Consider the following 25,819-nt stretch of genomic DNA (forward strand, 5'->3'; position numbering starts at 1 on the left):
AAGGCATCGCTAGAATTTGCGCTTCGTTGTTCGGCTCCCTCGGACAACGCAAGTTTGGGAGACGTGGCCGAGAGGTCGAAGGCACTCCCCTGCTAAGGGAGCATCTGGGCCAAAACCTGGATCGAGGGTTCGAATCCCTCCGTCTCCGCCACTACATCTGTATTGGCGGCGAACCCCGGAAGATCGCGGTCTTCCGGGGTTTTGTTTTTTCTGGGCGGGGTTCAGGCGGCACCCTATGCCGCGCAGGTGTTACACCGATACCTGTGAGAACCCGAATGGCAACGACCATCCAGTTTCGCGGCAGCGTCTGCTACTTCCACCGCAAAACCCCCCTAGACCTCATCGAGCAGCACAGCGGCAAGCGCGAGATTATTCGGAGCTTGGGCACGAAGAAACGATGGCTGAGCGTCTTGCGCGCAAGGTATCCTCGAGCTTGGCGGCGCTGGCAGACCACGAGGGCAGAGTCCGATCCTCTGGGCAATGCGCTGCTGACCCGGACGACGCGCAGCGTTTCACCGACCGAAGCGGGCGAACGGCTACTTCCTCGAGCGGCAATCTTCCCCTGCCCGATCTGGCGGACCTGACTCGGACGCTTGCCACGTGGGGCGTGGACGCCGATACCGAAGTTGTCGTCTACGGCCCGACTCCAGCTCTGGCATGACCGCGGCCCGCATGAACGATGACTTGCCGGCCGGTGATTCCTGCGAAGTTGCCATTTGCGGTCGGGGCCGGTAGGGCTCGCGATGGCCCACCTTCTGGGCAGGGCCGGCATTCGCGTGGCGTTATTCGACAAACGGCCCGGCACGACGCTGCTGCCGAAGGGGCAATCCGTCCATGGGTCCACGGCGGAGCTGTATCGCCAATGGGGCGTTTGGCAGCAGTTGGACGGGGCGGGCTGGCCGGTGAGCCGGTCAAACGGCCAGGGCTACTATCTGGCGTGGCCGACGGGGCTGTGGCGGAGGTCCGCCAGTCCGTGGAATCGGACGAAGCTTACGCGCGCAAGTGGCAGGCGCTCTCGCTGGTGGCGCCGCGCAAGGTGCCGGCGTCCGATTACGAGGCGGCACTGCGCCGGCAGGCCTTGAGCTGGCCGACGGTGAAGCTGCACTTCAGCGCTACCGTTGCTGGTGTGGCTCAAGACGGAGAGAAGGTGACACTGGCTGTACGCGGCCCCACTGGCGATACACAGCGGATTGCCTGTCGCTATCTTGTGGCTTGCGACGGCGCCCGAAGTTTCGTGCGTAGCCAGCTCGGCGCAGGCGAAGACCACGGACCGACCTTCGGTAACCAGACTCTCACGGGGTTACGCGCGGATCTGGACGATACGCTCGGCCGCGACGCCTACTTCCATAGCGTCATCCTGGATCCGCGCCATGCGGGCTGGTTCGGCAGCCAGCATCCCGGCTCCGGGTTGTGGCGCTATAGCTTCCGGCACGATGAAGAGAGTCTGCCAACGCCGGATGACGTCAAGGCACGCATTCGTGGCGCACTAGGCATGCCCGAGTTGCCCGTGGAGATCGTCGAGACTTATCGCTTCGACTACACCACTGGCTGCGCGACTGGCGCGCTGGGCGAGTGCTGTTTGCCGGCGACGCCGCGCACTGGCATTCCCCTTGGGGGGCTTTGGCGCCAACATCAGCGTTCAGGATGCCAACAACCTCGCGTGGAAGCTCGCTCTGGTGGTGCGGGCACGGCTAGCGCGGATTTGCTGGATACCTATCCGGCCGAGCGCAAGCCGCGCGCCGAACTGGCGATCAAGGCGGCAACGTACAACGCCATGCATTTCCAGGCCATCGTTGCCGCCGCGCTGGTCGGTGAGCCCAACGCAGCCCGAAATGCCCGCCTCGGTGAAACGGCCGCGGCATTCCTGCGCGCAGCCGTGACCCGGCATGGCAGTGCGAGCATCCTGCACACAGGCTTCCACTCGGTACAACGTACGGCTCACGCATCGTCATGCGTGACGGAGCCGTTCCTCCCGCTCAATCCTTGCTGGACTACGAAGAAAGCACGGTTCCCGGCTTGCGTGCGCCGCACGTTCGGCGCTGCGACCACGCGCGGGCGCAATTGCTGCAACAGAGAGGAAGTCGTTATCATTGCGCGGGAGTCAGGTTGGGTACGCTCAGTACAGCAGTGTTCGCTGCGTTGAACCCCCACCCCCAACGGGCAGGGGCGGTTTCACACCATAGATCGATCGATGCAAGACAGACCCCGCGCCCCCGCGAAAACCCCAGGGCCTGCTGTTCCGCGCACGCGGCTGTTGCAGCGCCTGGCGCAGGCACGCGGTCGACGCTGCGTCGTGCTGCAAAGTCCCGCGGGAAGCGGAAAGACCAGCCTGCTGATTGCCTGGCGGCGCGAACTGGTGGCCGCGGGCGTCGACGTTGCCTGGGTTGCGCTGGCCCCGGATGACGACGATCCGGCGCACTTCTTCGATGTCCTGCTGACCTCGCTGAAGAAGGTGGATCCCGGGCTGGTGACCAACGCCGCCGTGCTTGCGAGCCGCAGCAGCCAGGAAGGGTCGGTCGAGGCCCTGGTGATCTCGCTGGTGCGGGCGATTGCCGTGCACCCGAGAGAACTCGTGATCATCCTCGATGACGCGCATCATCTCTGGCACGCCGGGGTGCTGAAGGGCGTGGAACTGCTGCTCGAGTATGGCCCGGGGAACCTGCAATGCGCGCTCGCCACGCGCAGTGTTCCGTTGGTTGCGCTCGGCCGCTGGCGTGCCCAGCAGCAGCTGATGGAGCTGGGCCTGGATGAGCTGCGCTTCACGCCCGAGGAATCGGCGCAGTTCATTGCCAGCCAGCTCGGAAAGATCGATGAGCGTGAGGCACGCGCCTTGCACGAGCAGACCGACGGCTGGATCGCCGGACTGAAGCTGGTTTGCCTGGATCTGCGCCACGGCCGCCGCGGCGAACCGGTGCGCGATCCGCAGGCCTTTGCCCGCTATTTCGAACACGAGGTGCTGGGGCAACTGCCGCCGCACGCGGCCGAGTTCCTGTTGCACTGCGCCTTGTCGGAACCGTTCAACGCCGAACTCTGCGCGGCCCTGCTGGGGCGGCCGGCCGATGTCGCCGAATCCGCGCAGCGGCTGCAAACCATGGAAAGCCAGGGCCTGTTCATCATGCCGGCCGGCCCGCATTACCCGGATGGCTGGTGGCGTCTGCATCCGTTGCTGCGCAGCGTGCTCGTGGCGCGGCTGGAGGCGCTGCCCGAGGCACAGCGCCATGCCTTGCATGCGATCGCCTGGCGCTTCTTCGCCGAACGGAACATGCCGCACGAGGCCGTGCAGCACGCGCTGCAAGCGGATGCCGGGCATGAGGCCGCCGAACTGGTTGAGTCCTGCGCCACGCGCCTGTTCGTTGGCGGCGAACTGCGGCGCCTGGTCAGCCTGGTGCGCCTGCTGCCGGAGACCGCCGTGCAGCAGCGCCCGGGCTTGCGGCTGTGGCTGGCCTGGGCGCAGCTTTATCAGCAGCGCCTGCCGGAGTGTGCGCAGAGCCTGGCACGGTTACAGGCCGAGCTGGCCGACGCGCCACCGGTGGTGCGCTACCGGCTTACGCTGCTGCGCGGCCTGTACGCCGTGCAGTGCGATGACACGGCCGCGGCCATGGCGGTGCTGCCCGATCTGCTGGCACCGCCGCCGGATGCGGATGGCATCGCGCTGACCGGCCGCCGCAGCCTGTTGACGTGGTTCCATCTGTATCGCGGCGACTACGAACAGGCGCGGCGCGTCCAGCTCGAAGAGGCCGTTCCGCTGGTCGATGGCCAGCCCATCCACGGCACCGCCATCGGCCTGCTCGCGGGCCGCTGCCTGGTCGGCCTGACCCACGCGGTGCAGGGGCAGATGATCCAGGCCGAGCGGATCTATCGCGACGTCTTGTTTGAAGCGGAGCGCCGTGGCCCGCACTGCGCCGACGCGGGCACCCTGGCCGCGGCCCTGCTGAGCGAGGTGCTGTATGAACTGAATGAGGCGGCGGCGGCGCTCGCGCTGCTGGAGCCTCGCCTGGACGTGATGGAGCAGGTTTCCATCCCGGATACACGGCTGCGCATGATGCTGGTGCTGGCGCGGGCGCGCTGGCTGACGGGGCGGCCACTGGATGCGTTCGATTACCTGGAGCAACTGCAGGACCATGCCGAGCGCATGGGGCTCGATCGCATGCTGGCGTATTCGCTGCTGGAGCAATTGCAGTGGCGGCTGCGCCAGGGGGAACTCGCGCTGGCGCGCAGCGTGCTGGAGCCGCTCGAGGCGCTGGATGCCCGCCACGCCGGCGTGGAGACCGGAACGCTCGCGGAAATCCGCGTGGCGGCGGAGCGCGCCCGCATCTGCCTCTGGCTCCGGACCGGCGACCTCGAACTGGCGCTGACCCGGCTCGATGCGCTCGCGGCACTGTGCCGGCAGCGCGGACGCACGCGGCGCGTGCCATTCCTGCAACTGCAGTCGGCGGCGGCATTACGGCAGTTGGGGCGGCATGACCGCGCCCGCGCGCTGGTGCGCGAGGCGCTTGGCGTCGGCCATAAGCTCGGGCTGATGCGTACCTTGCTCGATGCCGACGAACACGTACCGGCACTGGTGCGCGAGGCGATCTCGGATCCCGAGCTCGATCCGGTCCTGCGCTTCTACGCGGAACGGCTGGATGCCGCGGCGCGCGACCCGGGTGCCGGCGTGTCTCCGCCCGCGGCCCCGGCGCGCCCGGGCGGCGAGGTGTTGAGCCCGCGCGAGGGCGAAATCGTGCAATTGCTGCTGCAGAGCATGTCCAACAAGAGGATTGCACGCGCGCTCGACCTGTCCCTGGACACGGTCAAGTGGCACCTGAAAAACGTCTACAGCAAGCTGGGCGCAAGCGGGCGTGACGAAGTGCTGGAACGACTGGGGCGCTGAGTTTTCCCACCCCTCAGGGGTGGGGGGCTGGATTGTGGAGGGGGGCCAAGATACCTGGACAATTCCAGGAGACAGCCCGTGTACCAGCCCCGCTTGACTCTCGCCCGCGCCATGCGCGCCTGCGCGTTGCTGTGCGCGCTCGCGCCGCTAGCCAGCGCGCCGGCCTTCGCCGACTACCCCGATCGTCCGGTACGGATGGTGGTGGGCCTGCAAGCCGGCGCCAGCACTGACATCCTCGCGCGCCAGATTGCCAGGAAGCTGGGGGACCGCCTTGGCAAGCCTTTCATTGTCGAGAACAAGCCGGGAGCCGGCACGCGCATCGCGATGGACGCGGTGGTCCATGCGCCCGCCGATGGCTACACGCTCGGCGTCGCCAACGCCGTGTCGGTCGCCTTCCCGCTGATGTTCGATAACTTTGGATTCGTGCCGGGCCGGGATTTCGTGCCTGTCGCCTTGCTGGGGCGCGCACCGTCCTATCTGGCGGTGCGTGCCACGCTGCCGGTGAAGAACGTGCAGGAGTTCGTCGCTTATGCCAGGGCGAACAGCGGCAAGCTGAGCTTCGGCCAGGGCAGCACCGGCAGCAATCCGCACCTGTCGGCCCTGGCCCTGGTGCGCTCGCTCGGCGTTCAGGCCGTGGATGTGCCCTACAAGGGCAACGCTCCCACGGCAGTGGCCCTGGCCGGCGGGGAAGTCGATTTCGCGATGCTCGAATACCCCTCGGTCCGTCCCCTGGTGGAACGGGGCAATGTGCGCCTGCTGGCGGTGATCGAGCCGAAGCGGGTGGGGCTGACGCCCGACATTCCCACCAGCGGGGAGCAGGGGCTGACGCGCGAGATTGACGGCATGACGCCCTGGTTCATGCTGGTCGCGCCAGTCGGAACGCCGCCTGCGGTGATCGCGCAGCTCAACAAGGAGGTCAACGATGCGCTGAAGGCGTCCGAAGTGAGGCGGTCCCTGCTGGAGCTTGGCATCGAAACGGAAGGCGGTACCGTGGCCGAGGCCCAGGCGTATTTCACGCAGCAGCGCGAGCGCACGGAACGGCTGGCGCGCGAACTGAAGGTGGTGCTGAAGAACGGAGGGCAGTAATGGCTGAGGTCATCCAATTCGACGAATCGGCGCTGCGCGTCGACGGGCCGGTTGCCGAGTTTACGCACGAGCGGCCCCGCACACGCAACGCCATGTCGATGGCGCTGCGCGAAGACTATGCCCGGATGATTGACCGGGTCGCGCGCGACCTGTCGATCCGTGCGCTGATCCTCACGGGCGCCGGCGGCAGCTTCTGCTCCGGCGGCGACATCAAGGGCATGCGGGAGCGGCTCGGCAACCCCGATCCGGCCATGAATTCGCCCGACGCCACGCGCCGCCGGCTGGAGGACTCGCACCGCTGGCTCACGCCGCTGCGCGAGCTGGATGTGCCCGTGATCGCGGCGGTCGATGGCGGCGCCTTCGGGGCAGGTTTCGGCCTGGCGTTGCAGGCGGACTTCATACTGGCCTCTTCCCGGGCCGTGTTTGCGATGGCCTTTGCACGCATGGGCGCGGTGCCGGACTACGGTGCGCTGCACACGCTGCCGCGCATCGTCGGACTGGCCAATGCCAAGGACCTCATGCTGACCGGCCGGCGCGTCGGGGCAGAGGAAGGCAAGGCGCTGGGCTTCGTGCATGCGATCCACGCCCCGGAAGCCTTGCTGCCCGCTGCACGCACCTTTGCGCAGAAGCTGGCGCAGGGGCCGCGCGAAGCGGCGGCCATGACCAAGCGGCTGCTCAACCGCAGCTTCGAAACCGATTACGCCGCCATGTGCACGTTCGAGGCCTATGCGCAGGGCGTGGCCATGCATACCCCGTATCACGCCGACGCTGCCTCGCGCTTTGCCGAGGGCGAGGCGCCTGCCTACGACTGGGACAAGCCGGCCAGCGGCCTCTGACCTGATTTCCAGAACGCATCCATGTCGACACAACTTTCCTCCACCGAACTCGAATCCTTTCGCGCCGAGGTGCGCCGGTTCCTCGGGCGGGCGGTGCCCGAAGACATCCAGGCCGCGGTGCGCGCGCACTGCCTGGTCACGCGCGAGCAGGCCATGCGCTGGCAGCGCATCCTGCATGAGCAAGGCTGGGCCGCGCCCGGCTGGCCGCGCGAGCACGGTGGTCCGGGCTGGTCCCTGGCGCAGCAGGCCGTGTACCGCGAGGAGCTTGCCGCGTGCGATGCGCCGCGCTTCGAGAACCTGGGCATCGACACCATCGGGCCGACCATCATGCGCCATGGCACGGCCGAGCAGAAGGCCCGCTTCCTGCCGCGCATGCTGTCCTTCGACGATTTCTGGGCGCAGGGCTATTCCGAGCCGGACGCCGGCTCCGACCTGGCATCGTTGCGGACCACGGCGTACCGCGACGGCGACTGCTTCGTGCTCAGCGGCACCAAGATCTGGCAGAGCTACGGTCACTGGGCCAACTGGGTGCTTCTGCTGGCGCGTACCGACCCGGGCGGACAGCGCAAGCAGGAGGGCATTTCGGTGCTGCTGGTGGACCTGACCTCGCCCGGTGTCACGGTGCGGCCGATCCGCTTCATGCACGGCGGCGTGCTGCACGTGCAGATGTTCTTCGACGATGTGCGCGTGCCGGCGGCCAACCTGGTGGGCGCGGAGCATGCGGGCTGGACAGTGGCCAAGGGCCTGCTCGTCACGGAGCGCCTGTTCGTGGCGCGCGTGGCCGAATGCCGGGCCGAACTGGAGGCGACGCGCCGGCTCGCCGACGGCCGCGGGCCGGGAGGCACCTCGCTGCTGGCGCAGGATGTCTACGCGCGCCGCCTGGCCGAACTCGACATCCGCATGCGTGCGCTGGAAGCGGCATGGTGGCCCGCCGTGCATGCGGTGGAGCAGGGACGGGAACCGGCGCTGGAGTCCTCGTTGCTGAAGCTGCAGGGCAATGAAATCCTCCAGGAGCTGCACCAATTGCAGCTGGATCTGCTCGGAGGCGACGCGCTGGTGTTCGACCCGCAGGCGGTGGACGGCACGCCGAGCCACCCGCCGCTCGTGCCGGAGCACGCCGGCAATCGCGCCATGCACGTCTGGCGCTACCGCGGCATCACCCTTGGCGGCGGCACCTCCGAAGTGCAGCGCGGCATCGTTGCCAAGGCCATCTTCGGCGGACAGACCGAACTGGAACTGCCACAGTCCGCGGGCCTGGATGCGCAGCAGGTGATGCTAGACGACGGGCTGCGCCGGCTGCTTGCGCAGTGCTACGGCTTCGAGCGGCGCCGCGAGATCCTCGCCACGCCAAGCGGCACCGACGACGCGTTCTGGCGAGGCTTCGGCGAGATGGGGCTGCGCGGCCTGCTGCTGCCCGAGCGCGACGGCGGCTTCGGCGGCACGCTGCAAGACCTGCTGCCGATTATGGGCGCGCTGGGCGAGGCCTTGGTGCTGGATCCGGTACTGTGGACGTCGGTGCTGCCGATGCAGCTGCTGCTCGACGCCACTGGCTTCGACGGCCGTGCCCGTACGCTCGAGGCCCTGGCCGAAGGGGCGCGCATCGCCTTCGCCTGCACGGATCGCGGCGCGCCGGCCATGGCGCTTCGCGACGGCGACGGCTGGCGCCTGCGTGGCCACAAGACGCTCGTCATGGGCGGCGACAGTGCGGGCCGGGTGCTGGTGAGTGCGCGGCTCGAGGCCGGCGGCCTTGCGTTGTTCGACTGCGCCGTGGATGATCCCGGGGTTACCGTGCGGCGCTATCGCCTGCATGACGGGCGCGGCGCCGCGGACCTGGTGCTGGAGGATCTGCACTTGCCGCCCGCAGCTCGCGTGGCCGGGCCGGAGCGTGCCGGCGCGATCGTCGACGAGGCCCAGGCCTTCGTCACGATCGGCCTGTGCGCGGAAAGCGTCGGCGCCATGCGCAAGGCGCTGGCGCTGACCGTCGAATACATGCGTACCCGCAAGCAGTTCGGCCGCAGCCTGGCCGACTACCAGGCGCTGCAGCATCGTGTGGTCGAACATTTCCGCAACTGGGTCCATGCGCGCGCCCTGCTCGAGCAGGCTGCCGCCGGCTGGCTGACGGCATCGCCGCTGGAGCGCGGGAAGCGCATCAGCGCCGCCAAGTGGATGGCCGGCCGCGCGGGCCGCGCGATCGCGCTGGATGCCCTGCAGCTGCACGGCGCGGTGGGTCTCCAGGATGAAACCGCCATCAGCCACTATGCGCGGCGCCTGTCGGCCAACGATGCGCTGCTCGGCGACATGACGTTCCACCTCGGGCGCTTTGTCGCGCTCGACACCCAGTCCGCACCAGGGAGCCTCGCATGAAAACCGTCCATCCCGGCCGCGGCCCGCTGGCAGGCCTGCGTGTGCTTGATCTCGCCACCATCGTCGCCGCGCCGTCGACCGCTGCGCTGCTGGCCGACTATGGCGCCGAGGTGCTGAAGGTCGAACTGCCCAGCGGCGACGGCTCGCGCCATTTCGCCCCGCACAAGGACGGCAAGGCGCTCTGGTGGAAGGTCACCAATCGCAACAAGAAGCTGGTGTCGCTGGACCTGCGCAAGCCTGAGGGCGTGGCGCTGCTCAAGCAGCTGCTGCCGCGCTTCGATGTCCTGGTCGAGAACTTCCGCCCCGGCACGCTGGACCGCTGGGGGCTGGACCGCGACACGCTGTGGGCCTTGCAGCCCAGGCTGGTGATCCTGCGCGCCACGGCCTTTGGCCAGGACGGGCCTTATCGGGACCGGCCCGGCTTCGCGCGCATCTTCGAGGCCATGGGTGGCCTGACCTACATCACCGGGGACGCGGATGGCCAGCCGATGCATGCCGGCTATCCGATCGGCGACTCCATCGGCGGGCTGTTCGGCGCCGTCGGCGTGCTGGCCGCCCTGTGCAAGCGCATGGGCGATCCCGACGCGCCCGGCGAAGAGATCGATCTCTCGCTGACCGAAGCGATGCTCAAGCTGATGGAATTCCTGCCGGCGAAGTACGACCTGCTCGGCGAGAGCCATGGCCGCTCCGGCAACACCAGCCAGTACGCCGCGCCGACAGGAGTATTCCGCACGCGCGACGGGCAGTGGGTGTCGCTGTCCGGCAGCGTGGACGCGCTCTTTGCGGCCAATTGCCGGGCGATCGGGCGTGAGGACCTTGTCGCCGATCCTCGCTACTCGAACAACCTGGCGCGCTGCGGCCATGCGGCCGAACTCAATGTCCTGTTCGGCCAATGGTTCGCCGAACACGACCTGCACGAAATCCTGCAGCGCTTCGCGCAGCACGGCGGCACGCTGGCGCCGATCTATTCGGCGCAGCAGATCGTCGAGGACGCGCAGGTGCAGGCGCGCGGTTTCCTGCGCCGGGTGCCGGATGCCGATTTCGGCTCGGTCCGGATGGCGGACGTGGTGCCGCGCTTTCGCAATGATCCGGGCAGCGTGTACAGCGTCGGTGGTGCTATCGGCCAGGACAACGACGAAGTGTTCGGCGCATGGCTCGGTCTCACGGCGTCGGACTGCGAGGCATTGCGCGACAAGGGGGTGATTTGATGGGAGTGATGAAGGACCTGCACGGACCCGTTCTGTGGCGCGTGGAAGATGGCGTCGGCCACATCATCCTGAACCGGCCGGATGGGGCCAATGCACTCGACAGCGCGACCGCACAGGCGTTCGGCCGCGCGGTGGAACACGCTATGTGCGCGGACATCGGCGCCGTGCTGATCTCATCAGTCGGCAAGCAGTTCTGTGCCGGCGGCGACATTCGCGAGTTCGTCGAGCGCCGCGCCGAGCTGGACCGGCTGGTGCAAGCCTTGCTCGATGTGCTCCATCCCGCCATGCACGCGCTCGCCACGCTGCCGCTGCCAGTCATCTCGGCCGTGCAAGGGCCGCTGGGCGGCGCCGGCATCGCAGTGGCGTTGTGCGCCGACATCGTGCTGGCCTCCGGCGCCATGAAGCTGCGCGGCGGCTACTCGGCCATCGGCCTGAGCCCGGACCTCGGTGCCTCCTTCTACCTGGCGCGCCGTGCCGGGGCCGCGCGCGCCAAGTACGTGCTGATGACCAACCGCACCATTGGCGCCGACCAATGCCTGCGCTGGGGGCTGGTCGACGAACTGCATCCGCCCGACGCGCTGGCCGATGCCGCGCGCCAGCTTGCCGTGGATCTTGCACGGGGTGCGAGCGCTGCGCTCGGCGGCATCAAGCGCCTTTGCGACGGCGCGCCCGCGCACGACTTGCGCACCCACCTGGAGTTGGAGCGCCAGGCGCTGCTGCGCTGCACGGTCTCGGCCGACGGGCGCGAGGGCGTGAGCGCCTTCGTCGAGAAGCGCCGGCCACAGTTCACCGACAAGCGGCTTCCTTGAAGAGACGCAAGGGCAACAAGCGATGTCCACCGCCGGACGCTGAAGTGATCCGGTGGCGTGTCGGGGACCTGAACTCCCATCATGCCGGCCGGCATGCCGCACACCGGCACATTCCTTGCGGCCCTTGGTGAGCGCCGAGCACGGCGCGACCCACCCAGACCGGAGAAGGACGTATGGAACACGAACAGCGAAGCGCGGGTCCGAAGGGCTATGTACGCTCGGACGAGCGTATTCACGACGATGTCTGTGGCCGCCTGGCCTATTCCGACCGGCTCGACGTACGTGACGTCGAGGTGGCCGTGAATGCGGGCGTCGTGGCGCTCAGCGGGACCGTGCAGGACCGCTGGCAGAAGTACTGCATCGAAGAGATCGCGGACAACGTACTCGGTGTCACGCATGTCGAAAATCGCATCCGCGTGTCTCGCCCGGACGATCCGTATGCCCGGGCCACAGCACAGGGCCTGGCCGGACAGTTGGGCAAAGCCGGCCAAACGGCGAGCCAGAACGTAGCCGGCGCCGGGCACGTGAGCGGCGTGAGCAGCAGCGGTAGCGCCACCGGATCTTCGGCCAGCAGCTATGCCGGCGGCCTGGAAACCGGACAGGGCAACGCGGGCGGTGGCGCCGATTCCTATGGCGGCACGACCTCGCCCGGCAGGGGCGCTCCGGACGCCAGTACGCCGCGCTGACGCCTTGCAATACTTGCAGCGCTTCGCGTCAAAGCTGCAATCACGCAAGCCCTGCGCCACATGGCGCTGCGCCGGCACATCGACCGGCGCGATGGCGTGCGGCTTGCAGGTCTTCTCCACACAGTCCGGTATCCGGTATCCGGGCCAACGAACGGAGAGAACTCATGAAGACAATCTGGATCCTTGTTGCGGATGAGGGGATTGCACGAGTGCTTGCCTCGCAAGGCGGCACCACGCCATTGGAAGACGTCGAGAAAATCACGGACGCCGCAGCGCACGCGCATAACGCCGACCTGCGGCACGATGCCTATGGACGCCGGACACAGGCCAGCATGCAAGGCGACGCGGGCCATCCGGGCGCGCACGCGGGCCGGGTCGCAACCGTCACGTCCTCCGCGGGCGAGGACGAAATCCACCTGGAAGCGCAACTGTTTGCGCGCCGGGTGGCGAAGATGCTTGAAGACGCCCGCAACAAGCGGCGCTTCGACGAACTGGTCGTCATCGCGCCGCCGCGCTTCCTTGGTTTGCTGCGCAAGGCGCTGCCGCAATCGGTCTGCAACGTGGTGACGCACGAGCTCGACAAGGACTATCGGCAGCTGGGCAACAACGACCTGCAGCAACGGCTTGCCGATGACGGCATCGTGCCGGCACGGCGCGATCCGCGCATCGAGATGGGCAAGGGCCCGGGCAACGAGATTGGCAGCCTGCCGACACGCTAGGACGTGTCCGACGTGTCCGGACGTACTTGATGACCGGCCTTATGCCCGCTTGACGCCCTTGTCGAGCAGCAGGGCCGTATTGACCAAGGCGATATGCGACAGCGCCTGCGGAAAATTTCCGGCCATGCGGCGCGTGGCCGGATCGTATTCCTCGGACAGCAGGCCGACGTCGTTGCGCAGCAGCAGAAGCCGCTCGAACAGTTCGCAAGCCTCCTCGCGGCGTCCGGCCGCGGCATAGGCGTCCGCAAGCCAGAAGCTGCAGGCGAGGAAGGTCGGTTCGTCGCCGGGCAGGCCGTCCTCCGTGCGGGATGGCAGGTATCGGCGCACCAGCCCGTGGACGAGCAATTCTTCTTCGACGGCCTTGATGGTGCCGAGCATGCGCGGATCCTTGCCGTCGATGAAGCCGACGATCGGCAGCAGGAGCAGGCTGGCGTCGGTCGTGCTGCCGCCGTAGACCTGCGCGAAGCAGTTGCGCTTGCTGTTGAAGCCGTTGGCCAGCACGTCGTCACGGATAGCGTCGCGCACCTTGCGCCAGCGCGATGCGCAGGACGGCGATTCATGCATCTCCACGGTCTTGATGGCCCGATCCAGCGCCACCCAGGCCATGACCTTCGAAAAGGTAAACGGCTGCCGTCCGCCGCGTACTTCCCAGATGCCCTCGTCCGGTTGCTGCCAGATGGAGGCCAGGTGGTCGACCAGCGCCCGCTGCAACGCCCACGAGTCCGGATCGCGGGGCAGGCCGCCCACGCGCGCCTGGTACAGCGCATCCATGACCTCGCCATAGACATCGAGCTGGAGCTGGGTCGCGGCAAGATTGCCCACGCGTACCGGTCTGGCGCCCTTGTATCCGGGCAGCCAGTCCAGCTCCCATTCCCACAGGCGCCGCTCTCCGCCGACCCCATACATGATCTGGGCCTGCTCGGGGCTGCCGGCGACCGCGCGCGTGAGCCAGGCGCGCCAGGCCTGGGCTTCGTCGTAGTAGCCGGCGGCCATGAGCGCCAGCAGGGTGCGGGTCGCGTCGCGCAGCCAGCAGTAGCGGTAGTCCCAGTTGCGTACGCCGCCCGGTGCTTCGGGCAGCGATGTGGTCGGCGCGGCGACCAGCCCGCCGGTGGGCCAGTAGGTCAGGGCCTTGAGGGTCACCAGCGAACGCCTGACCGGCCCGCGCCAGTCAGCGCCGGCCTGGCAGCGGTCGGACCAGTCGCACCACCAGCGCTCGGTGCGTTCGAGTTCCTGCAGGGCATCGACCGGGGGCGGCGCGGGAAGGTGCGAAGGGCTGTAGGTCAGCACGAAGGGCTTGATCTCGCCGGCCTCGATCGTGAACTCGCAAGTCGTGGCGAGATCCTTTCCGCGCAGCGGCTCGGGCGAGCGCACCACGGCCATGTCGGGGCCCGCCACGGCGCGGATGCCGTTGCCTTCCTCGAGCCGGGTGACCCATGGCACCGTCGCGCCGTAGTCGAAGCGCAGCGTCAGGTCCATCTTCATGTCGAGCTTGCCGCTACGCCCGCAGACGATCCGGACAAGATCCGAGCGCTCGCCGGAGTTGGCCATGCCATAGCGGATCGGCATGAAGTCGATCACGGTGACGACGCCCTCCGGATGGACAAAGACGGTTTCGAGCACCAGGCTGCCGGGACGGTAGTGGCGCCGGCTCCTGCCGCCGTGACCGGCCGGCGCGATGCGCCAGCGTCCGTGATCGCGCGTGCCCAGCAGGGCGGCCAGGCAGGCGGCGGAGTCGAAGCGCGGCAGGCACAGCCAGTCGATGCTGCCATCACGGCAGACGAGTGCAGCCGTTTCGCAATCGCCGATCAGTGCGTAGTCCTCGATCAAGGCAGCCACGGCAGTCCTGGGTCTTGTCGGTGCGGGAATGGCACGGGCCAATGCACTGGCCGGGCCCGGTACCTTGTTGGAGGTTGGCGCGATGTCATGGTTCCGCCACCTTGCGATGATGGGCCGGGGCCATGCCCGCGAACTGGCGAAATCATGCGCATTGCGTTACATTGCGCGCCCCGGGGTGCGGCGTCCCCGCCCTGGCGTGCAAGGCCGCTACAATTTCGCCATGAACTCCGTTTCTGAAACTGTGCAAGACACCAAGCCGACGACCTACATCGTCGATGCCGTAGACGAGGCTCTGGGCCTGCTGATGCTGGTCGCCGAGCATCCGTCGCTGGGCGTCACCGAGCTGGCGCGCCGCGCCGATCTGACCAAGGCGCGCGCGTTCCGGCTGCTGAGCACGCTGGAGCACCGCGGCATGATCGCGCGCGAGGCGCCGGCGGCGGTCTACAAGCTGAGCTACAACGCCTTGCTGGTCGGCAATGCCGCGCGCGAGCAGCTCGACCTGATCAAGCTGGTGGCGCCGAGCCTGGCCGCGCTGGGCGCTGCCTGCGGCGAAAACGTGATCGTGCGCGTGCGCGATGGGCTGGAATCGGTCTGCGTGGCGCGCCACGAGTCCTCGCAATCGGTGCGCGTGCATACCGAGGTCGGCAACCGGCGGCCGCTGCATGTGGGCGCATCGGGCAAGCTGTTGCTCGCGTTTGGCGGAGACGCTTTGCTGGATGCGGTGCTGCGCACCGCGCCACAGCGCTTTACCGACAAGACCATCGTCGAGCCGCAGGCGCTGCGCGACGAGCTGGCCACGATCCGCGCGGCCGGCTATGCGGTTTCGCTTGGAGAGCGCGAAGCCGATGCCGTGTCGGCGGCCGCGCCGTTGCGCGACCATACCGGCGCCACGGTGGCCTCGCTGAGCATCGCCAGTCCGGCCAGCCGTACCACGCAGGAAGTGCTGGACCGCCACGTGGCCATGGTCGTCGAACAGGCGGCCGCGTTGTCGCGCTCGCTCGGCCACACGGGCGCCTGATACTCCGGCCGCCAGGCCACCGGGTTGCCGCGTCCGCGGCAACTTCTTTCCCCGCGTCCCCCCGAATTTTTCCTTCCGAGCCGGCAACGGATCGCCGCAGGCGTGCCGTCACGCCTTGTGGCTGACCTGCGCCGTGACAGCGCGGCCATCGCTTCTTGTCCTTCGCATGGCGGGATGGCGGGTAAACCCTGCTTACCCGTGACACGGCTTTGTCTTATTCTTCGATACACGGTATCACTGAACGAAACAATGTTTCAGCAAACCAAAACTACGACCCCTGCAGGAGGCCGCCGCCATCCGGCGGCCGCGCTCATTCTTGCCACCTTGCTCGCGCTGACCGGCACCGGCGCGGCACGCGCGGCGGACCTGCGCATCGGCTACAAGGCCGAAATCAGCGCGGCCGACCCGCATGTGCTCGACGCCGCCGGGCGCAATCTCTGGGGACACGTCTACGAGACGCTGGTCGGCCTGGACAATGACCTGCGCCCCGTGGCGCAGCTCGCTACCGGCTGGCGCCAGGTCGACCCGGGCACGTGGGAATTCCAGCTGCGCGCCGGCGTGCGCTTCAGCGATGGCGAGCCGTTCACGGCGGAAGACGCGCGGTACTCGATCGAGCGCGCGCGCCACCTTGCCGGCGCACGGACTTTCCGCACTTACCTGAAATCGATTGCCGAAGTGCAGGTGACCGGGCCGCTGACGTTGCGTGTGGTGACGCGCACGCCGAACCCGGTGCTGCCGCAGAACCGGGGACTGGTGGCCATGCTGCCGCGCTCGCTCGGCGACAAGGTCAAGGAGGCGGACTTTGCCACGGGCCGCGCGGCGATCGGCACGGGGCCGTACCGCTTCGTCGCGTGGGAGCACGGCCAGCAGCTGACTTTTGCGCGCAACGCGACGTACTGGGGCGCACCGGAGCCGTGGGACCACGTGGTGTTCCAGTTCATCGCCAAGGAACCCGCGCGCGCGTCGGCGCTGCTGTCGGGGCTGGTGGACGTGATCGACGCCTCGTCGGCGAACATCGCCGATGCCTTCGCCCGCACCGAAGGGCGCATCCGCACGGTATCGGCCACGTCTTACATGCTGAACTACCTGCAGCTCGATCAGGCGCGGCAGGTGTCGCCGTACGTGAGCGACAACGAAGGGCGCCCGCTGGCCGCCAATCCGCTGCGCGACGTGAAAGTGCGCGAGGCCATCAGCGTGGCGATAGACCGCGACCTGATCGCCGCGCGCGTCACCAAGGGCGATTCCGTGCCCGCCGGCCAGCTTGTGCCGCAAGGCTTCTTCGGCTTTGCGCGTGCCGTGGCGCCGCCGCAGGGGGATGCCACGCACGCGCGCAGGCTGCTGGCGCAAGCCGGCTATCCGTCGGGCTTCCGCCTGACCTTGCATTGCCCTAATGACCGCTACCTGAACGATGCCAAGACCTGCGAGGCCATCGGACAGATGCTGACCCGAGCGGGCATCCGGACCGAGGTGCGCACGCTGCCCTATTCGGTGTACATCACGCGCGCCACCTCGGGCGGGGAGGGCGGCAAGCCCGAGTTCAGCGCGTTCATGCTCGGCATCGGCGCGGTCAGCGGCGATTCGCTCGAACCGCTGGTGGCGGCCGCGCATTCGCAGGACAAGAAGGCCGGCCTGGGCGCCAACAACCGCAGCGGCTACGCCAATCGCGCGGTCGATGCGCTGGTCGACGAGGCCATGCGCACCATGGCGCCGCCGGCGCGTGAACAGGTGCAGCGCCAGGCGGCCATCACCCTGGCCGAAGACGTCGGCGTGGTGCCGCTGCACCACCTGCGCGCCACGTGGGCCTACCGCAACGGGCTGCTGGTGAAGCCGCGCAGCGACGGTTTCACCTACGCCACCAATATTCGACCGGCCGCACGCCCCTGACGCGCGTCCGCTATTCCCCTTCCGGAAGCCTCCATGCTGGAAACCTTACTCAAACGGCTGCTGCAGAGCATTGTGGTGCTCTGGATCATGTCGGTCCTGACCTTCTGCGCCGTCAACCTGATCGGCGATCCGGTGCACCTGCTGGTGAGCCCGACGGCGACCGAGCAGGAGATTGCCGAAGCGCGCCATTCCCTCGGGCTAGACCAGCCGGTCCAGCAGCAATACCTGCATTTCGTGCAGGGCGCGCTGCATGGCGATCTCGGCGACTCCTTCATCTACAACCGGCCCGCCATCGAACTGATCGTCAGCCGCGTGCCGGCGACGCTGGAACTGGCGGTGACCGCGCTGCTGCTGTCGCTGGCGATCGGCATCCCGATGGGGATCTTCGCGGGGCTCAAGCCCGATAGCCGCCTGTCGCGGCTGCTGATGGCGTGTTCGCTCGGCGGCGTGATCATGCCGACGTTCTGGATCGGCATGATCGGCATCCTGGTGTTCTCGGTGAACCTGGGCTGGCTGCCGTCGGGCGGCCGCGGGCCGGTCAGCACGGTGCTCGGCATGCCGCTGTCCGTGACGAGCTGGGAGGGCATCCGCTTCCTGCTGCTGCCGGCGCTGACGCTGTCGCTGTTCAAGATCTCGCTGGTGGCGCGCCTGACCGAGGCCGGCACGCGCGAGGTGGCCGGGCAGGAGTACATCAAGTTCGCGCGCGCCAAGGGCGTGGGCGGCGCGCGGCTGGTGCTGCGCCACGTGGTGCCCAATGTGCTAATTCCGATCGTGACCGTGGTGGGGCTTGAATTCGGCCACCTGATCGCGTTTTCGGTGGTGACCGAATCCGTGTTCTCGTGGCCCGGCATGGGCAAGCTGATCATCGACTCGGTACTCGCGCTGGACCGCCCGGTCGTGGTGGCCTACCTGCTGGTCACGCTGGTGCTGTTCGTGGTGCTCAACCTGATCGTCGACCTGCTTTACGTGGTGCTCGATCCGCGCCTGCGGCACAAGGCAGCCTGAACTTTTCCGTCGTTTCATCCTGAACCTGACTTTCGCCAAGTTTCCCGATGTCCCTTCCCGTTACTGAACCGCGCGCCTCGGCTACACCGCTGGCCTCAGCGCCCCCAGAGGGCACGGCGCCGCCGAGCCGGCCGCGACGTCCGTCCTTCCTCGCACGTTTCGCGCGCAATCGCGTGGCGGCGGCCGCGCTGACGCTATTGCTCGTGCTCATGCTGATCGCCGTGTTCGCGGGCGTGATCAGCCCGCAGGATCCCTACGACCTGGCCACGGTGTCCGTGATCGATTCCGAACTGCCGCCCGGCGCGGTCGGCTATGACGGCCAGATGCACTACTGGCTCGGCACCGACGGCGCCGGACGCGACCTCGTCAGCGCCATCTTCTACGGCATCCGCATCAGCGTCGCCGTCGGCGTGATCAGCGCCGTGGTGGCGCTGCTGGTCGGCGCCGCCATCGGGCTGGTCGCCGCCTACTGCGGCGGCGCGGTCGACGCGGTGATCATGCGCATCGTCGACCTGCAGCTCAGCTTGCCCGCGATCCTTGTCGCGCTGATCCTCCTCGCGGTGCTGGGGCAGGGCGTGGACAAGACGCTGATGGCGCTGGTGATCGTGCAGTGGGCCTACTTTGCGCGCACGGTGCGTGGGTCGGCGCAGGTGGAGCGGCGCAAGGACTATGTCGAAGCTGCGCTGGGCCAGGGCCTGCCCGCGTGGCGCGTGATGTTCCGGCATATCCTGCCCAACTGCATGGCGCCGCTGGTGGTCACCGCCACGCTGCAGATCGCGCACGCCATCACGCTGGAGGCCACCATGAGCTTCCTCGGCATCGGCCTGCCGCGCACGCAGCCGTCGCTGGGCATGCTGATCGCCAATGGCTTCGAATACATGCTGTCGAACAAATACTGGATCAGCATTTTTCCGGGCGTGGCCCTGGTGCTGCTGATCGGCGCCATCAACCTGGTGGGCGACCGGCTGCGCCGCGTGCTCAACCCGCGCAACGAGGGCTGAGGAGAGAACCATGGCACTGCTGGAAGTCAATGGCCTGACTACGCGCTTCGCACTGGAGCATGGCGCGGTCACCGCGGTCGACAATGTTTCCTTCTCGCTCGATGCGGGCGAGATCCTCGGCATCGTGGGCGAGTCTGGATCGGGCAAGTCGGTGACGGCGTTCTCGCTGATGAACCTGCTCGACCCGCCGGGCCGGGTGACCGATGGGGAAGTCCGCTTCAAGGGGCAGGACCTGCGCAGGTGTACGCCGCGCCAGTGGCAGGCGCTGCGTGGCGACCGCATCGCGATGGTGTTCCAGGATCCGATGATGTCGCTCAACCCGGTCATGCGCATCGGCGCGCAACTGATCGAGACGGTGCGCGTGCATCATCGCTGCTCGCACACGGAAGCGCATGACCGCGCTGTCGATGCGCTGAAGAAGGTCGGCATTCCCGCGCCGCAGGAGCGCATGCAGGCCTATCCGCATGAACTGTCGGGCGGCATGCGCCAGCGCGTGGCCATCGCCAATGCGCTGGTGAACCAGCCCGACCTGATCATCGCCGACGAGCCCACCACCGCGCTCGACGTGACCATCCAGGCGCAGATCCTGTTCGAGATGAAGCAGCTCGTGCGCGAGACCGGCGCGGCCGTGATCTGGATCAGCCATGACCTGGCCGTGGTCAAGGACCTGGTCGACCGCGTCTGCGTGATGTACGCCGGCCGCGTGGTCGAACAAGGGCCGGTGGCGGACGTCATCCGCCAGCCGATGCATCCCTATACGCGCGGGCTGCTCGATTCGCTGCCCGCGCACGACACGCGCGGGCGCACCTTGCGGGCGATCCCCGGCGCGGCGCCGGCGTTGTCGGCCTTGCCGCCGGGCTGCGCTTTCGCGCCGCGCTGTGCGCGAGCCAGCGACCGTTGCGCGCAGGCACCGCTTGAAGTTTCCGTGCGCGGCCGGTTGCTGCGTTGCATTCACCCACTGGAGGCGGCATGACTGTCCTGCTCGAAGCACGCCATCTGCAGAAGCAATTCGCCCCGAAGCCGGGCCTGCTTGACCGCATGGCCCGCAAGCCGCGCGCACGTCAGGCGGTACATGCCGTCAATGATGTTTCGCTGCAAGTCCGCAAAGGCGAAGTGCTGGGCGTGGTGGGCGAATCCGGCTGCGGCAAATCCACGCTGGGCCGCATGCTGGCGGGCCTGCTTGCCCCCAGTAACGGCGACGTGCTGTGGGAAGGCGAACGTGCCGATACAGCCGCCGCGTCGTATCACCTTGCGGTGCAGATGGTGTTTCAGAACCCGTACGCGTCGCTCAATCCGCGCCTGCGCATCGGGCAGACGATTACGGAAGGCGCGCTGCATCACGGTCTGATCGGGCGCGCGCAGGCTGCGGAGTTCGCGCGCGAGATGCTCGCGATGGTCGGTCTTGATGCCTCCTATGCCGAACGCTATCCGCACGAATTTTCCGGCGGCCAGCGCCAGCGCGTGGCCATTGCCCGGGCACTGGCGTTGCAGCCGCGCCTGGTGGTCTGCGACGAGGCCGTATCCGCGCTCGACGTCTCGGTGCAGGCGCAGGTCATCAACCTGTTCATGGACCTGCGCCGGCAACAGGACCTGACTTACGTCTTCATCAGCCACAACCTCGCGGTGGTGGAGCATATGTCGGACCGCGTGGTCATCATGTACCTGGGCCGCGTGGTCGAGATGGGCGATGCGCGCGCGGTCTTCGCCGAGCCCAGCCATCCCTACACGCGCGCGCTGCTGGCCGATGCGCCGCGGCTCGACGGCAGTTCCGCGAGCCACCAGCCGATCCAGGGCGAACTGCCGAGTCCATTGGCGCCGCCATCCGGCTGCGCGTTCCATCCGCGCTGCCCGCATGCGAGCGCGCGTTGCGCGGCCGAGGTGCCGCTGTTGCGCGATATCGGTGGCGACCGCCTGTCGGCGTGCCACCTCAATGAAACAGGCCAGATGACGGCGGCCTGATCGCGCGCCGCCAGGGGCGGCGCTTTACCACGGGATAGCCGCATGGCATCCGCTCCGGTCCACGGCGCGGAGGGCGGCGCTCGCACTTTTTTCGCACGGGCGCATGGCGGCGGGTGTTTCGCAGAGGAGAAGGAGAACAGCATGAAGTCATTCAGTCTTATCGGGCGAGCGTGCATGGGCGGCGCGCTGCTCGCGGCGTCGGCCGGCGCGCAGGCCAGCCTGACGCTCTACGGCCGCCTCGACACGGATATCGAATACCAGCGTGGCCCGCGCGGCAACGCCGGGCAGATGGTGGACAACGCGTCGCGCTGGGGCATGCGCGGCAACGAGGACCTTGGGGGCTCGCTGCGTGCGCATTTTGGGTTGGAGCAGGGCTTCCAGGCCGACAACGGCGTCGCCACCAATCCGCAGTTCCGCAATGCCTTTGTGGGCCTGAGCGGCGTCTTCGGTGCCTTTGCGCTGGGCCGGCTGGACTCCGCGACCCCGGTCGGCTCCCCGATCTATTCGCAGATCACGCAGAACGTGGATTTCGTCATCCACGATGCGGGCGCCACGGCCATCGGCACCAAGGTGCTGAACGCGCGCAACCGCGTGTCGAACGCGCTGGGCTACGTGACGCCGGACTTCGGCGGCTTCTCGCTGCGCGCCCGGGTCAACCTGGCCGGGCCGGACCCCGCCACGCCCAATGTCAATTCGCCGGTGAAGGCGGAGGATGACTTCCGGCAGTACGACACCGGACTGAACTATGCCTCGGGCAACTTCTCGGCAGGCCTCGGCTACTCGCGCGATGCCAAGTCCGGCGGACTGGTCGCGAACGACTTCCGCGACAAGATCCAGGCCACGGCCGCCTATGACTTCAAGGTCGTCAACGTGTACGGCGTGTACGGGCGCGACCGCTATGTCGGCACGGCCAGCACCCGCACCGACGTGCGCTACTGGCTGGCGGGCCTGACCGTCCCCTACGGGCCGCACAGCCTGACCGTCAACTACATGGAACGCGACGTGCAGAACAGCACCAGCGGCAAGCTGCGCAAGGCACAGGCCGGTTACGGCTACCGGCTCAGCAAGCGCACGCTGCCCTATGTCTTCGTCGACTACGAGGATGGCAACAGCCGCAAGTCGGGGGATACCGTGATCACCTACGGCATCGGCATCCAGCACAAGTTCTGACCCGCCGCCTACCGCCGCCTGCTGCCGCCTGCTGCGCCCCCAATTTCGTTTCCGCCCGCCTGTTCCATGTCTGATCCTTACACCCTCATCGAACCTGCCGTCACGGCCTTGCCTCTGGTGGTGGATTCTCCGCACAGTGGCCTCCATCACGACGAAATCCTGCCGATGTCGGCCACGCCAGAAGAGTTGCTGAGCGGCTGGGACGCCTATGTCGACGAGCTGTTCGGTCATGCGCCCCAGGTGGGCGGCTCGCTGCTGCACGCGCGCTTTCCGCGCTGGCTGGTCGATGCCAACCGTGCGCGCGATGATCTCGATCCGGATCTGCTGGAAGGGCGCTTGCCGTATCCGCTGCGGCCAAGCGACAAGGCGTGGCGCGGCATGGGCGTGCTGCGGCGGCTGGCGCTGCCGGGCGTGCCCGTCTATGCGTGCAAGCTGCCGGCGAGTTTCGCCGAGCAACTGCTGCAGCGGTACTACGATCCCTACCACGCTGCCATGGCGCGCCTGATCGACGCGCAGCACGCGCGCTTCGGCGCGGTCTGGCATATCGACTGCCATTCGATGAAGTCGCGCGGCAATGCGATGAATATCGACAACGGCAACATGCGGCCCGACTTCGTGGTCAGCAACCGCGATGGCGAAACCTGCTCGGCGGCGTTCATCGAGGTCGTGGCGGGAAGTCTGCGCCAGCTGGGCTACACGGTGTCGGTCAACTGGCCTTACAAGGGCGCGGAACTCATCCGTGCCTACTCCGACCCGGCGCGCGGGCGGCACAGCCTGCAAGTCGAGGTGAACCGCGCGCTCTATCTGGACGAGGACCGCTTTGCGCGCAACGCGGGGTTTGCGACGCTGCGCGGACACCTCGACCAGATGCTGGAAGCCGTGGCGGCGTATGTGCGCGCGGAGGTGGCCGCGCTCAGATGACCTTGGCGGGGTTCATCAGGCCCTGGGGATCCAGGGCCTGCTTGATCGCGCGCATCATGGCCAGCTCCACTTCGCTCTTGTAGAGACGGTTCTCGTCGCGCTTGAGTTGGCCCAGGCCATGCTCGGCGGAGATCGAGCCGCCATGCGAATGCACGCTGTCATGGACGACGCGGTTAACGGCGTCCTGGTTGACCAGGAACGCGTCATGGTCCACGCCGTCCGGCGGCGACACGTTGTAGTGCAGGTTGCCGTCGCCGAGATGGCCGAATGTCACCATGCGCGCGCCCGGGAACGACACCTGCAGCAGCGCGTCGGTGGTCTCGATGAAATCGGCCACGCGCGACACGGGCACCGCAATGTCGTGCTTGATGTTCTTGCCTTCCTCTACCTGCGCAAGCGGAATGTGCTCGCGCAGGTTCCAGAAATCGCGCGACTGCTGCACGGATTCCGCCACCGCGGCGTCGATGGCCACGCCGGCGTCGAAGGCGACCTGCATCAGCTTTTCGAAGATGGCGCGCGCATGGTCTTCACCTTCGCTGTCGGACAGTTCCATCAGCACGAGTTGCGGATGCACCTCGGCAAACGGGTAGCGCAACTGCGGGAAATGCGTGGTGACGAGCTGCATGCTCAGTGCCGACATCAGTTCGAAGCCGGTCAGCATGGCCCCTGCATGCGACTGCGCGATGGCCAGCAGTGCAAGCGCCGCACGCGGGCTCGCCACGGCCGCCAGCGCGGTGACGCTGGCGCGCGGCAGCGGGAACAGTTTCATGACCGCGGCCGTGATGATGCCCAGCGTGCCTTCCGCGCCGATAAACAGGTCGCGCAGGTCGTAGCCGGTGTTGTCCTTGCGCAGTCCGCGCAAGCCGTGCCAGATCTCGCCCTTGGGCGTCACGACTTCGAGCCCCAGGCATAGCTCGCGCGTATTGCCATAGCGCAGCACCGCGGTGCCGCCCGCATTCGTGGACAGGTTGCCGCCGATGGTGCAGCTGCCCTCGGCCGCCAGGCTCAGCGGAAACAGCCGGCCGTGTTCGTGCGCCACGTCCTGCAGGTGTTGCAGCACCACGCCGGCGTCGATGGTGATGGTGTTGTTGAGCGGGTCGACCTGCCGCACGCGGTTCAGCCGCTGCAGCGAAATCACCACGCAATCCGAAGTGGCCGGCGTTGCGCCGCCGCACAGGCCGGTATTGCCACCCTGCGGCACCACGGCGATCCGGTGCGCGTGGCAGGCATGGACGGCGGCCGCCACTTCCTCGGTATTGCCGGGGCGCAGCACGGCGATGGCCTCGCCGGTGTAGCGCTTGCGCCAGTCCGTCAGGTAGGGCGCCTTGTCGGCAGCGTCGGTCAGCACATGCTGGGGGCCGAGTGCCGCGCGGCAGAGATCGAGGAAGGAGTCGTGGTGCGAAGCGGGCATGTCGGGTCCTGGAATGCGGCTACTTGCCGGATGAGGCGGTCTTCGTCGCCTTGGCGCGGCGCTTGTACGGGCGCAGATAAAGGATGGTGCTGAAGAAATACAGCAGGGTCAGGGCCACCTCGACCCAGGCCAGCGTCGAAGACGGCGCGCGGTCGCTGGTGGCCCGCACGATGCCTTCGGTGAAGAACAGCAGGATCAGCATCGATGACCACTGCAGGGTGTAGCGGTTGCGCGTCAGGACGCCGCGCAGCGGCAGCAGCAGCGGCAGGAACTTGATGATGAGCCACGACCCGCCGGGACGCAGCGGTGCCAGGAACCATTCCCACGCGATGCAAAGCACCATCAGTGCGATCAGGCTGCCCACGCTAAGGCGGTATAGCTTGGCGTTGTGCAAGGCGCTGTCGCTGTGGTTGCTGTCGGCCGGCGCGGCGCTCATGCGCGGTCTCCCGCCAGGCGCAGCGCCGCTTCTGCCAGCCGCTTGCCCATGGCGATGGCCAGGGCGGCTTCGTCGTCGGTGACCGGGCCGCGGTTGTCGCCGTGCGCGTGGTGGCTCGGGCCGTAGGGCGTGCCGCCGGCCGTGGTCGTCATCAGCGCCTTCTCGGAATAGGGCAGGCCCATGATCAGCATGCCGTGGTGGAGCAGCGGCAGCATCATCGACAGCAGTGTGGTTTCCTGGCCACCATGCAGGCTGCCGGTAGCCGTGAACACGCACGCCGGCTTGCCGGTGAGCGCGCCCGACAGCCACTGCGCGACCGTGCCGTCGAGGAAGTACTTCATCGGCGCGGCCATATTGCCGAAGCGCGTGGGGCTGCCCAGCGCCAGGCCGGCGCACTCCTCCAGGTCGCGCAGTTCGGCATAGGGCGGGCCGTCGGCCGGGATATCGGGCGCGGTGGCCTCGCATACCGTGGAGACCGGCGGCACCGTGCGCAAGCGCGCCTGGGCGCCGGGGACGCGGTCGATGCCGGTGGCAATCAGTTCTGCCAGCTTGCGGGTGCTGCCGTGGCGGCTGTAATACAGGACGAGGATGTCGATCATG

The 25,819-nt window shown here is 67.9% G+C and carries 22 protein-coding genes, 1 tRNA gene and 2 pseudogenes; 21 read left to right on the forward strand and 4 right to left on the reverse strand.

Annotated elements, in window-relative coordinates:
- Positions 1-57: 57 nt before the first annotated feature.
- From ACIGJB_RS05995 to ACIGJB_RS06055, 13 genes and pseudogenes are all read left to right on the forward strand, one after another.
- Positions 58-151 (forward strand) — tRNA-Ser (locus ACIGJB_RS05995).
- A gap of 124 nt (positions 152-275) precedes the next feature.
- Positions 276-350 (forward strand): annotated as a pseudogene (locus ACIGJB_RS06000) (hypothetical protein); the annotation flags it as partial.
- 99 nt (positions 351-449) lie between these two features.
- Positions 450-554, forward strand: a pseudogene (locus ACIGJB_RS06005) (LysR family transcriptional regulator); the annotation flags it as partial.
- Positions 555-743: 189 nt separating this feature from the next.
- Positions 744-1,082 (forward strand): FAD-dependent oxidoreductase, encoded by a 339-nt coding sequence (locus ACIGJB_RS06010; protein ID WP_483731825.1) that lies wholly within the window; start codon positions 744-746, stop codon positions 1,080-1,082.
- Positions 974-2,143: an FAD-dependent monooxygenase gene (locus ACIGJB_RS06015; RefSeq protein WP_483731826.1), complete on the forward strand. Its 1,170-nt coding sequence runs from the start codon at positions 974-976 to the stop codon at positions 2,141-2,143. Before ACIGJB_RS06010 ends, ACIGJB_RS06015 begins: the two co-directional genes overlap by 109 nt.
- Positions 2,144-2,191: 48 nt before the next feature.
- Positions 2,192-4,870, forward strand: a complete 2,679-nt coding sequence (locus tag ACIGJB_RS06020; protein WP_483731827.1) for a winged helix-turn-helix domain-containing protein — start codon at positions 2,192-2,194, stop codon at positions 4,868-4,870.
- A 78-nt stretch (positions 4,871-4,948) separates the two neighbouring features.
- Positions 4,949-5,956, forward strand: a complete 1,008-nt coding sequence (locus ACIGJB_RS06025) for a Bug family tripartite tricarboxylate transporter substrate binding protein (protein ID WP_483731828.1) — start codon at positions 4,949-4,951, stop codon at positions 5,954-5,956.
- The gene (locus tag ACIGJB_RS06030; protein ID WP_483731829.1) at positions 5,956-6,792 is read left to right on the forward strand and encodes an enoyl-CoA hydratase/isomerase family protein; all 837 of its coding nucleotides are present in this window, start codon (positions 5,956-5,958) and stop codon (positions 6,790-6,792) included. The genes ACIGJB_RS06025 and ACIGJB_RS06030 overlap by 1 nt, the downstream gene beginning before the upstream one ends.
- 21 nt (positions 6,793-6,813) lie before the next feature.
- Complete coding sequence (locus tag ACIGJB_RS06035; RefSeq protein WP_483731830.1) at positions 6,814-9,156, forward strand: acyl-CoA dehydrogenase family protein; 2,343 nt, start codon at positions 6,814-6,816, stop codon at positions 9,154-9,156.
- Positions 9,153-10,364, forward strand: a complete 1,212-nt coding sequence (locus tag ACIGJB_RS06040; protein ID WP_483731831.1) for a CaiB/BaiF CoA transferase family protein — start codon at positions 9,153-9,155, stop codon at positions 10,362-10,364. The genes ACIGJB_RS06035 and ACIGJB_RS06040 overlap by 4 nt, the downstream gene beginning before the upstream one ends.
- Positions 10,364-11,173, forward strand: coding sequence for an enoyl-CoA hydratase/isomerase family protein (locus tag ACIGJB_RS06045; RefSeq protein ID WP_483731832.1), 810 nt, complete (start codon positions 10,364-10,366; stop codon positions 11,171-11,173). Before ACIGJB_RS06040 ends, ACIGJB_RS06045 begins: the two co-directional genes overlap by 1 nt.
- Before the next feature lie 173 nt (positions 11,174-11,346).
- Positions 11,347-11,859: a BON domain-containing protein gene (locus ACIGJB_RS06050; RefSeq protein WP_483731833.1), complete on the forward strand. Its 513-nt coding sequence runs from the start codon at positions 11,347-11,349 to the stop codon at positions 11,857-11,859.
- Positions 11,860-12,023: 164 nt separating this feature from the next.
- A complete protein-coding gene (locus ACIGJB_RS06055; protein ID WP_483731834.1) occupies positions 12,024-12,578 on the forward strand; it encodes a host attachment protein in 555 nt (184 codons plus the stop codon).
- A gap of 39 nt (positions 12,579-12,617) precedes the next feature.
- Here ACIGJB_RS06055 and ACIGJB_RS06060 read toward each other — a convergent pair whose 3' ends face one another.
- Entirely contained in the window at positions 12,618-14,414 is a 1,797-nt protein-coding gene (locus ACIGJB_RS06060; protein WP_483731835.1) for a glycoside hydrolase family 15 protein, read from the reverse strand.
- Between the two features lie 220 nt (positions 14,415-14,634).
- On the opposite strand from ACIGJB_RS06060, the gene ACIGJB_RS06065 reads away from it, so the two are divergent.
- The 8 genes from ACIGJB_RS06065 to ACIGJB_RS06100 all read left to right on the forward strand — a co-directional run bounded on the left by ACIGJB_RS06065 (position 14,635) and on the right by ACIGJB_RS06100 (position 23,372).
- Positions 14,635-15,432 (forward strand): IclR family transcriptional regulator, encoded by a 798-nt coding sequence (locus ACIGJB_RS06065; RefSeq protein WP_483731836.1) that lies wholly within the window; start codon positions 14,635-14,637, stop codon positions 15,430-15,432.
- A 249-nt stretch (positions 15,433-15,681) separates the two neighbouring features.
- Entirely contained in the window at positions 15,682-17,316 is a 1,635-nt protein-coding gene (locus tag ACIGJB_RS06070; protein ID WP_483731837.1) for an ABC transporter substrate-binding protein, read from the forward strand.
- Between the two features lie 33 nt (positions 17,317-17,349).
- Positions 17,350-18,321, forward strand: coding sequence for an ABC transporter permease (locus tag ACIGJB_RS06075; protein ID WP_483731838.1), 972 nt, complete (start codon positions 17,350-17,352; stop codon positions 18,319-18,321).
- A 47-nt stretch (positions 18,322-18,368) separates the two neighbouring features.
- Positions 18,369-19,322 (forward strand): ABC transporter permease, encoded by a 954-nt coding sequence (locus ACIGJB_RS06080; protein WP_483731839.1) that lies wholly within the window; start codon positions 18,369-18,371, stop codon positions 19,320-19,322.
- A 10-nt stretch (positions 19,323-19,332) separates the two neighbouring features.
- Positions 19,333-20,295: an ABC transporter ATP-binding protein gene (locus ACIGJB_RS06085; protein ID WP_483731840.1), complete on the forward strand. Its 963-nt coding sequence runs from the start codon at positions 19,333-19,335 to the stop codon at positions 20,293-20,295.
- Positions 20,292-21,281: an ABC transporter ATP-binding protein gene (locus tag ACIGJB_RS06090; protein WP_483731841.1), complete on the forward strand. Its 990-nt coding sequence runs from the start codon at positions 20,292-20,294 to the stop codon at positions 21,279-21,281. The genes ACIGJB_RS06085 and ACIGJB_RS06090 overlap by 4 nt, the downstream gene beginning before the upstream one ends.
- A gap of 141 nt (positions 21,282-21,422) precedes the next feature.
- Entirely contained in the window at positions 21,423-22,451 is a 1,029-nt protein-coding gene (locus ACIGJB_RS06095) for a porin (RefSeq protein WP_483731842.1), read from the forward strand.
- Positions 22,452-22,517: 66 nt separating this feature from the next.
- Complete coding sequence (locus tag ACIGJB_RS06100) at positions 22,518-23,372, forward strand: N-formylglutamate amidohydrolase (protein ID WP_483731843.1); 855 nt, start codon at positions 22,518-22,520, stop codon at positions 23,370-23,372.
- Here ACIGJB_RS06100 and ACIGJB_RS06105 read toward each other — a convergent pair.
- Genes ACIGJB_RS06105 through wrbA form a run of 3 tightly spaced genes read right to left on the reverse strand, consistent with a single transcriptional unit; the run spans position 23,365 to position 25,818 of the window.
- Positions 23,365-24,783: an FAD-binding oxidoreductase gene (locus tag ACIGJB_RS06105; RefSeq protein ID WP_483731844.1), complete on the reverse strand. Its 1,419-nt coding sequence runs from the start codon at positions 24,781-24,783 to the stop codon at positions 23,365-23,367. The two genes, ACIGJB_RS06100 and ACIGJB_RS06105, sit on opposite strands and share 8 nt — an antisense overlap.
- A gap of 19 nt (positions 24,784-24,802) precedes the next feature.
- Positions 24,803-25,219 (reverse strand): DUF2069 domain-containing protein, encoded by a 417-nt coding sequence (locus ACIGJB_RS06110; protein ID WP_483731845.1) that lies wholly within the window; start codon positions 25,217-25,219, stop codon positions 24,803-24,805.
- Positions 25,216-25,818, reverse strand: coding sequence for an NAD(P)H:quinone oxidoreductase (gene wrbA, locus ACIGJB_RS06115; RefSeq protein ID WP_483731846.1), 603 nt, complete (start codon positions 25,816-25,818; stop codon positions 25,216-25,218). Before wrbA ends, ACIGJB_RS06110 begins: the two co-directional genes overlap by 4 nt.
- Position 25,819: the final 1 nt, after the last annotated feature.

The organism is Cupriavidus sp. C2SS-8b, from assembly GCF_057073745.1.